Here is a 12,805-nt window from a genome sequence, read left to right as displayed (position 1 = left end):
TTGGCTTGCGTCCTTATGCTTTTGCTTTGCACAATGGCCAACGCGCAAACGCCCATTCCGGCGGATATGACCATTCATAAAAATCTGACTGATGATCAATTACTGGACCTGGTACAAAAGCAAACCTTCCGCTATTTCTGGGACCTGGCACACCCCGCCAGCGGCATGGCGCGCGAGCGCAGCACTACCAATCCAAATTTTAGTGACAACGTAGTAACTACCGGCGGCACGGGTTTCGGTATCATGGCGACGGTTGTAGCGGCCAACCGCAAGTTCGTATCCCGCAAAGAAGCCGCGCAGCAAATTTTAAAGATCGTTGATTTTTTGGCGAAGGCAAATCGTTTTCATGGCGCTTACCCGCATTGGCTCAACGGCCAAACAGGCAAGGTTATCCCGTTCAGTAAAAAAGATAATGGCGCCGACATTGTAGAAACATCCTACCTGTTCCAGGGATTATTGGTGGCACAACAATATTTCGATGCCGGTAATCTGACAGAAAAAGAACTGCGCACCAAAATCAAACTACTTTGGGATGGTGTAGAATGGAACTGGTTTACCCAGGGAAAAAACGTGCTGTACTGGCATTGGAGCCCTGATTATAACTGGGATATGAATATGCCTATCCACGGATGGAATGAGTGTTTGATCACTTATGTGATGGCGGCATCATCCCCAACACACAGCATTAGCAAATCTGTCTATACCGAAGGCTGGCCGGATAGCAAAACCTTCATCAATGGTAAAACTTATTACAGTAAATACGCATTGCCATTGGGGCCTGATTATGGCGGGCCGCTGTTTTGGACGCAGTATTCTTTTATGGCGCTTAATCCGCACGGACTGAAAGATCAATTTGCCGATTACTGGCAACAAGTCGTTAACCATACCCTTATTGATCGAGCGTACTGTATTGAAAATCCGTTTAAATACAAAGGCTACGGCGCTAATTGCTGGGGGCTTACCGCCAGTGATAGTTGGCATGGTTATTCAGGGCACTCGCCGACTAATGATCTGGGCGTGATTACGCCCACGGCTGCATTATCAGCACTTCCTTACGCGCCGGAGTATTCCATGCGGGCTATGCGCCATTTTTATGAAGATCTGAGCGATAAAATTTGGGGCGAATACGGTTTTGTGGATGCATTTAGCGAGCAGCATGATTGGTACGCTAAATCCTATCTGGCCATAGATCAGGGGCCTATTATTGTGATGATTGAGAATTATCGCAGTAGGCTGATCTGGAAACTATTTATGAGTAACCCGGATGTGAAGCGCGGATTGAACAAGTTGGGATTTAGCACACCTAAATAAGTTGTCATCCTGAACGTAGTGAAGGATCTTATAAAACTGATAAGTAAACGCAAATGTAAGGCGTATAAGATCCTTCACTACGTTCAGGATGACAAATCGGATAATAATCCATAGAACAACTGTAAAAAATCTGTAGCAAATAAAGCCCGGTACAAAAAGTAACTAACTTGCAAGCTATCAATAGCTATAAACCAATACTATTTTTTAGGCGGACCGTTTGTCTCCGCAAAAACCAAACGAGATGAAAAAAACTTTACTCCTGTTAAGTATTATAACAGCCTCTGCAACCGCGTTTGCGCAGGTTAAGCCAGCCGCGTTGCCGCAAAAAACGGCATTTCAAACCGGCAGCCCCTGGATACCGCAAATTGACGTGCGCTCTGATATGGCGATTGTTTATGGCACTAACGACCGCCCGGAGATGACCTTTGAGCAGCGTGTACAATCATGGCGAGATCATGGTTATCAAACTGCATTTATGACCGGCATTGCCTGGGGTAATTACCCCGACTATTTCCTGGGGAAATGGGATGGGCAGAACCACCTGGACGTTGCACAGGTTCAAAAAGATGGCAAGCCCATTATGCACGGCTATAACATCCCGTACGTGGTGCCTATCCCGTCGTACATTGAATATATGAAGACGGCGGTGGTTAAACGTGTGATAGACGTAGGTATTAAAGAGATCTTTTTAGAAGAACCCGAGTTTTGGATGCGCGGCGGTTACAGCGTTCATTTTAAAGAAGAATGGCAAAAATTTTATGGCTTCCCCTGGAAAGCCCAAGACGAAAGCCCGGAAAATACTTACCTGGCTAATAAACTGAAATATCATTTATACTATGAAGCCATTAAACAGGTGTCTGACTATGCCAAGGCTTATGCCAAAAGCAAAGGCATAGACGTAAAGGTTTACATTGCTACACACTCGCTGGTTAATTATTCGTCATGGCAAATTGTTAGTCCGGAGGCTAGTTTAGCTTCGTTGCCAGGCATTGATGGCTATATAGCACAGGTTTGGACCGGTACCGCCCGTGAAGCCACTTATTTTAACGGCGATCGTAAAGAACGCGTTTTTGAGAATGCTTATTTAGAGTACGGATCAATGGTATCTATGACTGCGCCTACCAAACGCAAACTATTCTTCCTGACCGACCCTATTGAGGATGCACGCCGCGATTGGGCCGATTATAAACGCAATTACCAGGCTACTTTCTCGGCCAAATTATTGTACCCGGTGGTGGCCAACTATGAAGTAATGCCATGGCCGGAGCGTATTTATACCGGCAAATACAAAATGGCCAATAGCGATTCGAGCGTTAACATCCCTAAATATTACTCTACCCAAATGCAGATCATGGTGAACTCTTTGAACAGTATCCCGGTATCAGCCAACAAAGTAAGTGGTGTAAATGGCGTGGGGGTGTTGATGAGTAATTCATTGATGTTCCAGCGTTTCCCTACGCATAATGGTTTTGAAGATCCGCAGTTTTCTATTTTCTACGGGCAGACTTTACCCTTGGTTAAGCGCGGCGTACCAGTGCAAACCGTCCACATGGAAAACCTGGGCTATGCCGCTACTTTGAAAGATATCAAAGTGCTGGTGATGAGCTATTCGAACATGAAACCCGTTACCGAACAGGTGCATGAGCAACTGGCCGCTTGGGTTAAAAAAGGTGGCGAGCTGATTTATGTGGGTAAAGATGACGATCCATACCAATCGGTTATGGAATGGTGGAACACTAAAGGCAATAGCTACGCAGCGCCGTCGCAGCATTTATTTAAACTGTTGGGAATAGATCCGCAAAGCGGAACCAAAAAATATAAAGTTGGGCTGGGCCACGTATACGTGTTGCGCGAAAATCCGAAAGACTTTGTGATGCAGGCTAACAATGATGGTACTTACCTAAACACCATCAAAGAGGCGTATGAAACTGACGCCAAAGCCGGCAAACTGATTTTCAAAAACAATCTGTACCTGGAGCGCGGACCCTATGATATCATCGCGGTATTAAACGAAAATCCGGATACCAAACCATACACTGTTAAAGGGCCGGTGATTGATCTGTTCGATCCGCAATTACCGGTATTAGCAGAAAAAACCGTGAACCCCGGCGAGCAATCATACCTGTATGCTGTAAACCGTGTGGTTAATAAAGCTAAACCGCAGGTACTGGCATCGGCCTCAAGAGTAACGGATGAGAAAGTCGGCATGGGTACTTATAGTTTTGTTGCAAAAAGCCCAATAAACACGCAAAATGCCATGCGTATACTGTTGCCGGCTGCTGCTAAAAAAGTGGTAGTTACCGATGCAGGCGGTCAGGTGATCACTGATGTGCAATCGTCATGGGATATGTCTTCAAAAACGCTGTTCCTGGGTTACGCAAATAGCCCGGATGGGATACATGTTAGTATTAGCTGGTAAGTTCTAAATCATATTTAACAAAGAGGTTGTCGTAAAAAAGCAGCCTCTTTTAATTTGGGGACATTGTAGCACTGGTTTGGCTAAAGCCATTATCGAGCATCTTTTATCCGTCCCATAAATGGGACGGTAATGAATAACATCTCATTTATACAGTTGCATTGCCTATGCCATTCTGTATTCAATCTTTATTCAAGCTGATACTATTCATTGCCGTTGGCTTCAGCCAACGGAACATAAAAACTACAAATCCGGCTTTAGCCCAACCCTCTATTTCTTTATGATGTAGAAATTCATTTCGCTGCGGGTTTCAAAGCCCATTTTGTGGTAAATCTCTATCGCTCGCGTGTTATCGGCCCGCACATGCAAAAAGGGGATGTTTCCCTCGGCTTTGATGCGATTGATCTGGAAGCCCATTAACTGCCTGGCATAACCTTTACCCACATAATCTGGATGCGTGCACACCGCACTTACCTCTGCGTATGGTAAAGGGTTCATCCGTTGCCCGGCCATGGCTACTAGTTTATCGTCGTCAAAGATCCCACGGTAGTGGCCAAAATCTATGGTGCGCGGCGCAAACGGGCCAGGATTAGTTAGTTTGGTAAGTTCCAGCATCTGGGACACGTGCTCATCCGTCAATACTACCAGGCTACTATGGTCAACCGCTATATTGTCGGCGATATAGGTCATTTGGTAACCCGGAATTATATCCAGTGTTTGCCACGGGGCGGGGATGGTTATTTTAGCCGGCCATACAAACACGGATGGACCATCATGCGGTAAAAGATCGTAAAGTTCTTGAAATTCATCGGCCGTTGCATTTTTAACTGCTACAAATGGCGCAACTTCCTTACTAAAGTATTTAATTTGCGCATTGCCATTGCCCAGGTTTTTATTGCCTGTAGAAAGGCCGTTAAAAACCGGGTTATCTAATACATGATCCATCGGCAGCAAACCTAAAAAAAGAATTTGTAGCCTTGACGCTACTGTTATACTTTTACACTGTAATTACTGTTTTAAAACATGAAATATTTACCCCTGGGGATAATCTTATTGTGCTTAGCCGCCTGCTCATCTCCCTCAAAAAAATTTGCTGCTACCAACTCGGTAACTGACACCGACACTGCAAAAAATAAAAACGCTGATGCACCGGTTATAACCACCTACCGTTTCATGCACCACGAAGGCAAAGACACTACCCGCGTGGAATTTACAGCCATCAATAACCGTGTGCAGGGTATAATGGACTGGTTTCCTCATCAAAAAAAGGGTCATGGCGGTGTTATAGAAGGCATGCTGAAAAATGACACCTTGCACGCGACATGGTCTTTCGCCGTTGGCCCTACAGGCTTAGATAAAGATACCATGAAGGTTGATTTTCTGTTAAAAAGCTCAAAAGAGCTGCTTCAAAAACCGATGATAGTTAATGAAAAAACCGGCCGTTTGCAAACCGACGAAAAAGCCGGCTACACTTTGGCCTATAAACCATCGGCAAGACACCTTGTTGGGAATTAATTAATAAAGGCGCTTATCGTAAACCTCACGAAAAACAAGCGCCAGCAGGATACCAAAAGCTACCCCCAAACCGTGGCGATGCAGCATAATGCCCGCTGCAAAACCCACTATAAAACCAATAAGGGATACAATATTCTTTTTGCGTTTGATATCCACGTGGTAAAAGTAAAAAAATTAGTTGTGCTGGCCCGTTATCCAAAACAAAAAGCCCCAGGTCTTCCGACTTGAGGCTTCGCAATTTTAGTTAATTATGGAGGGAACTATTTTAAAATCTCTTTAGCAAGGGTACCTGTACCATCATTAGGCAAACCGTTAATGCCCAATATCTGGGTCATCACACCATATACCTCAACATTTTCAAAACTTTGGATCTGCAAATGTTGTTTAAAGGCCGGGCCCCAGGCAAAAAACGTAGCCTGGATATCTTTATGCTCATGCGCGTCGAAGCCATGGGCACCAACCGTTTCACCTTCGGTAAATACTTTTGGATACTGCGCCACTAAAACGATGTCACCAAAACGGTTGTATTTATCTTCCGCCGGGCTAAAGTGCCATCCCTTAGGCAGATCTTTCTTCAACGTCACATCATAACCGTCAATGTGTTCTGCTTTTAGCCTTTCATATTCCGGCATAATATCAGCCTGTTTGATAGCATGAATGTTTACATAGTTGCCCTGTGATACTACCACAAATCTAGCAGTGTCAATTGATTTAGGGACATGTAAATGATGCGCCTGATCTATAGGGAACATACCATGATCTGATACAAAAATAAAGCTAACAGGCAAACCGGTAGCGCGCGCAGCTTCCACCATTTTCCCAACGGTTTCGTCAATACCGGTAACGGCTTCATTCACCTCTTTTGAATCCGGACCGTAATTATGGCCGGCGTGATCCGTCTCCGGGAAATAGCAGGCAATAAAGTGCGGACGCTTTTCGGCCGGAAGGGTTAACCAGTTTTTAATGGCCGCAGCTCTTTCATCACCAGACGGCGTGTAGTTTTTTTTACGCTTATAGATGTAAGTTAAATGCGTGCCTTTTACAGCCGGGTCGGTGTCAATATAGAAAAAACTGGCCGTTAACATTTTTTGTTTTTCGGCAGTTACCCAGATCGGCTCCTCGCCAAACCATGAGCCGTCAGACGGTTTGAACATTTCTTTACGTGCAGGGTCATAAAAAGCGTTACCTACAATACCCGAGTGCGATGGCAACAAGCCGCTCATCAAAGTAAAATGGTTGGCATGGGTTGATGCCGGGAAAGATGGGAACATTGAAGCCGCCCTAACGCCTTCTGCGGAGTATTTCAGCAGATTTTTTGCACGGTATTTCTCTGCATAATCCCAACGGAAACCGTCAGCGCAAATTAATACTACGTAAGGCTTTGCCATTTGCTCAGCGCTGTTGGCGCGGCCCTTTACTATTTTTTGCAGGCTGTCGCTTTGCGCAGCTGCCGATTGAACAGCTGCACAAAGTGATAGTCCTATTATAATTTTATGGATGTTTTTCACGATATATCTGGTTAGAAATTAAAACGAATACCCCGGATTTTGCTTCATACCCGGGTTAAGGTTACGTTCTGGCAATGGTATCGGGAACAGGAATTTATACGGCTCGATATCAAAAGCATTAGCTACCAAATTGGTAAAGTTTTGTTTAGCTTTTACAGCATAAGCCTGCATAATTGATAAACCGTTAGGCATACGTTGCAGGTCATGGAAACGTTTGTTTTCAAAAGCCAGCTCCACACGTCTTTCATGCATGATAATGTCGCGTAGCTTACCCTGATCTGTTTCTGTACTTGCGGGTAAACCTGCACGAACGCGCACTTTATTTAAAGCTACCAACGGCGATTCGCTTTGCTCGTTCTGTGCTTCTGCTAACAGCAATAGTGCTTCAGAGTAGCGGTAAATTGGCCAATCATCATTAGAGTTGGTAGTAGCCACAAACGGCGGGTGGATATATTTCTTAATAAACGCAGTGTACGATTTACCTGGTGTAGGCACATAGTTAACCGGGCTTTTAACTGCAGAAATAGTCATCACGAAACTGGCATCGTAAGTACCTTCGGCAATACCGATGGAAGCGTCAAGGCGTTTATCATTCGGCTCGTAATCTGCAAGCAAATCAAAAGTTGGGATGTTCCAGCCAGAACCCGTTGTGTTGCTCGGGAAAGCAGTACCGGTAATTAGCACCGTAGTAGTAGTTTTTGGTAAAAACTGGAAAACAACTGTATTTGGTTGTGTGCCCACTGCAGTACCCTGCAAATATTGAACTTCAAAGATCGACTCTTTACCATTTTTGTTGGTTGGCACAAAGGCGTCAGCATAGTTGGCGTTTAAGTCATAGCCCATTGCAGGCAGTGTGTTCAGCAAATCTTCGGCTTCTTTATACCTTTTTAATGTTACATATACGTCGGCCAATAACATGGTAGCCGAGCCTTTTGTAGCCTCGCCGGTTTGCGGAAATTTAGTTGGAGGCAGTAATTCTTTGATGGCATCCTGCGAGTCGGCAATGATCTGCGCATAAACCTGGTCGGCAGTTGAGCGGTCTTTAAATGCGTCTGCCGCATTGGTTACCTCGGTTAAATATAAAGGCACACCGCCAAATAAACGCACCAGTTTAAAGTAGTTCCAGGCGCGTAAAAACTTAGCCTGGCCATCGGCCCGGGCCTTACCGGCATCAGTAGCTTTAGCCGCATTTGGTAGGCGCCCAATAACAATGTTTGCTCTTGAAATACCGGTATAGCACCAATAGTAAACAGCATTTACGTAATCATTGTTGGCATCGTTGTTCCAGTCAGACACGTTTTCCTGGTAAACTGTAGCGGTACCGCGGTTATTAGGGTTGGGGATATAATGCGTATTGTCTGAACGTGTTTCTGAAGTATGATAGTCGTTAATCAGTAAATCGCGCAACGGGGCGTACGCCGCTGCTACCGCCTGCTCCAGTTCGTCATCGGTCTGGAAAAAAGTATCTGGCGACAACGAATCTGTGGGATTAAGGTCAATAAAATCTTTTTTGCATGATGTCGCTATTAAAGCCATAAACATCAGCAGGATATATTTCTTTTTCATATTGTTAGGGTAAAATCTTATTTAAAAGTTGCAGTTAAACCGGCCGAGTAGGTGCGTGGTACCGGGTAAGCGTTTTCATCAACACCAATACCATTAAGCGCGTCAGATCCGGAAAGGCTGATCTCCGGGTTGCCGCCGCCAGTATAGCCGGTTATAATAAAGGCTTGTTGTACTGATGCATAAACACGCAGGTTTTTCAGCAATAAATTATTGCCGAACCTGAAATTGTAACCCAGTGATATGTTTTTGGCAGTTAGGTATGACCCATTCTGAACCCATTGTGTATTTACCGAACGGCCAATAGCAGTTGTACCGGTTTTGGTGCGCGGGTAAATACCTGAACCCGGATCGGCCTCAGAGCGCCAGTGATCTAAAGCAGCAGCAAGCGGCACGCGCGAACCGTCAAGGTTAGTCAGGTAGGCCCATTGAGCAGCAGCTAAGATCTTGCCACCAACCTGGCCAGACATGGTTATGCTCAGGTCAAGGTTTTTATAGGCAAAGCTGTTAGTTATACCATAAGTAAAGGTTGGCGTAGGGTCGCCAATAAAAGTACGGTCATTAACGTCGTCAATAATACCGTCGCCGTTAAGATCCTTCATTTTCAGTGTACCTATATCAGAAGATCCGTTGTTTGACAAACCGGTACTTTGGTATTTTGCAGAGGTTGCCAGGTCGGCAGCGTTTTTATATAAACCCTCATTCACAAAACCATAAAACTCGCCTAAGTGGTGGCCAACCTGGTTGCGGTAGTAATCAGATGTAACGGTATTGTTTCTGCGCAGATAACCCGGGTCAACTAAACTCTTGATCAGGTTACGCTCAAAGGCAATGTTAAAGTTGGTGTTCCATTTAAACTGGCCGGTGGTGTTAACCGTGTTAATGGTGATCTCATGTCCCCAAAAAGCAAACTGACCAATATTATACTCAATACTTGTAAAGCCTGACGCTCTCGGGATAGGGCGGGCCTGCAGCAATCCGTCAGAAAGTTTGTGGTAATAATCATAGTTAACAGAGATGCGATTTTTAAGTATGGCAAACTCCAAACCAATGTCCCATTGTTTATTTCTTTCCCAGGCTAATTCATCGTTACCCAGGGTGCCAATAGTTTGGCCTTGTATTAATGCGCCGTTTAACAGGTAATTATATTTGGCAAGCGTAGGTATAGCAGTGTAGTTACCAAAGTTATTATTACCGGTGATACCATAGCTAACGCGTAGTTTAAGCAGATCAACTTCTTTGATATCATGCATAAAGTCTTCGTCGCTCAATATCCAGCCGGCAGATACTGATGGGAAGTAGCCGTACTTTTTATCGGCACCAAATCTTGATGAACCGTCGCTTCGGATAGCGCCCTGCAATAGATATTTACCCATATAATCGTAATTCAACCGGCCAATTGCAGATAACAATGAATACTGGGTGGCAGAACTTGATGCTGCCGATATGATGGTTGCAGCACTCAGGTAAGGGATATCGTCTGTAGGATAACCGGTACCACTAATAGAGTTGCTTTTTGAATCGAAATATTGAATGGAATAACCCGCCAATGCTTCGATATGATGATTTGTGGCGATGGTTTTCTTATAGTTCAGGTAAGACTCTGCGGTATACGAATAATTGTCGACCGATGAACTGATACCTGTTGAAGCCACGGGTGCAGCAGGCGAAGTTGACAAAGTTATAGAAGGCGAAAACTGAGTGCGGGTTTCGGCGCCTTTATCAACGCCAACGTTTGTTTTCAGGCTAAAACCCGGTAAAAATTCCCAGTTAATATAACCGTTAGCCAGGATACGGGTAGTGATATAATCATCCCGTGTCTGGCTCAATAAAGCCAGCGGGTTTACATAAGCACTCATGCCTGTAGAGTAAGCACCAACCGCAAAAGTACCATCATCATTATAAGGTTTATTAATAGGGCTGGCTTCAAAGATCCGCTCATAATAACCACCTACACCATCGGTATTTAAACGGTTGTTATGATCAAGGCGATAGCTTGGCGCCAGGTTAAAGCCTACTTTTAACTGGTTGTGGCTGCCCAATGTTACATCCTGGTTAAAACGTAACGAAAACAGTTTGGTACCGTTGTTAATTAGTACACCTTGTTGTTCTTCATAGCCTAATATTACGGTTGATGATGATTTTTCTGTAGCCGATAATATACTCAGATCGTAAGATTGGATAGGCGCATTGCGGGTGGTCAACGCAAACCAATCGGTACCCTTACCATATTGCGACGGGTTCTGATAGATAGCCGGTATTGTTGTAGACGGATTCTCATACTTTTGGGCATCTGTAAATTTCTCGTTCATGAATGTGGCCCATTGCTCGCCATCCATAACTTTTGGTATCGAGCTGTTCGGGATCTTTTGCATACCCACATTGGTACTAAACTCAACTTTTGGATCGCCGGGTTTGGCATGTTTGGTAGTGATTAATACCACGCCATTTGCCGCGCGCGAACCATACAGAGCAGTTGCCGACGCATCTTTCAAAATCGAGAATGATTCGATCTCGTCCGGATTAATATTGTTGATGCTACCGGTTATTGGCAAACCATCAATCACAAATAAAGGCTGGTAATCGGTAGCCATTGAAGCTGCACCACGAATTCTGAACGCAATGCCCCGACCAGGCTGTCCGCTGGTTTGCGATACATCAACACCGGCCACTTTACCTTGCAGCTCCTGGCCAAATTGCATTACCGGCATATCTTGCAGGGGGCGTGCATCAACCGTAGCTACCGAGCCGGTTATATCGCGGCCGCGTTGTTTACCGTAACTTACGGTAACCTCTTTAAGCTCGCTGCCGCCGGCAATCGTAATGTTTAAAACAGTTGCTCTATCAGCATTAACTTTTACATCTTTATATTCTATCTGTTTTGAACCCACGAATGATGCTTGAATAGTATAAACGCCTTCAGGCATAACCAGCGTGTAATTACCGTTAGCATCAGACGTAGTACCGGTAGTACTGCCGGCTACTTTGATATTGGCACCGGGTAAAGGCGAACCCGTTTCATCGACCACCTTACCGGTAATACGGCCGGGGGCCAGTTTTTTGGTCAACAGGATATTACCAGACGACTCTTTGAAGATGATACTGGTGCCTCTAAACATGGCCCATAAAATGGTTTCCAGGCGCTCGTTGTTAAAATTGCCGGGCTGCAGAAATTTTTCTTTCAGCCCAAGGTAGTTAGCGTCGTAGGCAAAAACCACGTCGGTTTTTTGCTCAATTTGTTTAACCGCGTCATACAGGTTTTCGCGGCCAAACTTAATACTTACGCGTTGATCAAGGCTTTGCCCATACCCGTTAGAGGGTTTGGCGTAAACCAGGCCAACCGTTAATAAAATGCTAAATGAAAGGATAGAAATACGCATAATTTGCTTCCACCATTGTGTACAAAAATTCATATGTTTGTTTTGCTTGTGTAATTGTGAATAGTTACCGGGCTTTGCCTGACCGGATTGCCGTCCGTTTGTCAGGAAAAAATTATTGGCGGTCTGGTCACACAGACCGCTTTTGTTTTTTAATAAAACACTACTTCATCCCCCTCCTTTCGGTAATGTGTGTTATGCAGCTGCCCAATCATGGTTAATACCTCATCGGCACCACTATTATGGTTTACACGGCAGGTAAAATGATAGCCGCTTATTTGTTTGCTTGTTGTTTTGAGCGACAAGCCGAATAAATTTTTGACAATGACCGATAGTTCATTAAAATCGGCGTCGGCCAGATAAGTGTAGCCCGATTTCCAGCTTTGCGACCTGTTGGCCGGCATATGCTCACTGGTAAAAGTGCCCGTCGCAATTTGATAGTTTAGCAAATCATCAGGCAGTAGCATGGCCAGGGTTTTGGCGCCCCTCGTAACGCCAACTTTGCCTGTTGCCACGGCTACTGTTATATTGCCCATTTTTTTATAGCTGCGGATGTTGAATGAGGTGCCATAAACCTGCACATTAAGCTGGTTTACTTTTACTATAAATGGGTGATTGCTGTCATGCTGCACATCAAAAAAGGCTTCGCCATTTTCTAAGATCACGGTACGGAATTGACCTTCGAAATGCTCCGGAACTTTTACGCGGGTCTCTGCATTTAACCAAACCGTCGAGTTATCGGGCAGCACAACCTTTTTCATGCCGCGCATGCCGGTTTGTACCGTATAGTAGTTTGGATTATTAAACAGATATTGCTTAATCAGAAAAGCTGCTGATGCGGCTATCAGCACGCTGGCTGCAATGCGCAGCATCGGCATGCTAATGATTCGTCTTTTAGGCGTTTCTAATTTTATTGTAGCACGGATGGCGTTGCGGATGCGCGCTGCTTCGATATCGCTTAACTCTTGCTCATCTACGGCGTATGTTTTGTACCAGGCTTCAACCAGGGCCTTCTCGGTTTCATTAGCCTGGCCCTCTAAGTAACGTTCTAATAATTCTCTAAACTTATAAATATCCATTTCGCGGGTTTTCAATAGTAAGTCGTTGAAAACCGG

At 44.8% G+C, this 12,805-nt stretch carries 9 protein-coding genes; 3 read left to right on the top strand and 6 right to left on the bottom strand.

Annotated features, from left to right (window positions below; genetic code table 11):
* The first annotated feature begins 33 nt into the window (after positions 1 to 33).
* Positions 34 to 1,311 carry a glucoamylase family protein gene (locus HB679_RS16070; RefSeq protein ID WP_255547634.1) on the top strand — a complete coding sequence of 426 codons (1,278 nt, stop codon included), beginning with the start codon at positions 34 to 36 and terminating at the stop codon, positions 1,309 to 1,311.
* 241 nt (positions 1,312 to 1,552) lie between these two features.
* Entirely contained in the window at positions 1,553 to 3,730 is a 2,178-nt protein-coding gene (locus HB679_RS16065) for a hypothetical protein (RefSeq protein ID WP_214073028.1), read from the top strand.
* A gap of 267 nt (positions 3,731 to 3,997) precedes the next feature.
* Here HB679_RS16065 and HB679_RS16060 read toward each other — a convergent pair whose 3' ends face one another.
* Complete coding sequence (locus HB679_RS16060; protein ID WP_214073027.1) at positions 3,998 to 4,672, bottom strand: GNAT family N-acetyltransferase; 675 nt, start codon at positions 4,670 to 4,672, stop codon at positions 3,998 to 4,000.
* Positions 4,673 to 4,750: 78 nt separating this feature from the next.
* On the opposite strand from HB679_RS16060, the gene HB679_RS16055 reads away from it, so the two are divergent.
* Complete coding sequence (locus tag HB679_RS16055) at positions 4,751 to 5,242, top strand: hypothetical protein (RefSeq protein WP_214073026.1); 492 nt, start codon at positions 4,751 to 4,753, stop codon at positions 5,240 to 5,242.
* Here the strand turns inward: HB679_RS16055 and HB679_RS16050 are convergent, their stop codons facing one another.
* The 5 genes from HB679_RS16050 to HB679_RS16030 form a co-directional block, all read right to left on the bottom strand.
* On the bottom strand, positions 5,243 to 5,398 hold the full coding sequence (locus tag HB679_RS16050) for a hypothetical protein (RefSeq protein ID WP_214073025.1): 156 nt from the start codon (positions 5,396 to 5,398) through the stop codon (positions 5,243 to 5,245).
* Between the two features lie 104 nt (positions 5,399 to 5,502).
* Positions 5,503 to 6,750: an ectonucleotide pyrophosphatase/phosphodiesterase gene (locus HB679_RS16045; protein ID WP_214073024.1), complete on the bottom strand. Its 1,248-nt coding sequence runs from the start codon at positions 6,748 to 6,750 to the stop codon at positions 5,503 to 5,505.
* Between the two features lie 18 nt (positions 6,751 to 6,768).
* On the bottom strand, positions 6,769 to 8,316 hold the full coding sequence (locus HB679_RS16040; RefSeq protein ID WP_214073023.1) for a RagB/SusD family nutrient uptake outer membrane protein: 1,548 nt from the start codon (positions 8,314 to 8,316) through the stop codon (positions 6,769 to 6,771).
* Positions 8,317 to 8,333: 17 nt separating this feature from the next.
* A complete protein-coding gene (locus HB679_RS16035) occupies positions 8,334 to 11,726 on the bottom strand; it encodes a TonB-dependent receptor (RefSeq protein ID WP_255547633.1) in 3,393 nt (1,130 codons plus the stop codon).
* 116 nt (positions 11,727 to 11,842) lie between these two features.
* A complete protein-coding gene (locus HB679_RS16030) occupies positions 11,843 to 12,784 on the bottom strand; it encodes a FecR family protein (protein WP_214073022.1) in 942 nt (313 codons plus the stop codon).
* Positions 12,785 to 12,805: the final 21 nt, after the last annotated feature.

The sequence above is a fragment of the Mucilaginibacter sp. dw_454 genome, from assembly GCF_018449775.1.
GTDB lineage: Bacteria > Bacteroidota > Bacteroidia > Sphingobacteriales > Sphingobacteriaceae > Mucilaginibacter.
Note: the sequence above shows the minus strand (reverse complement) of the source record. Positions and strands in the feature narration are given on the sequence as shown.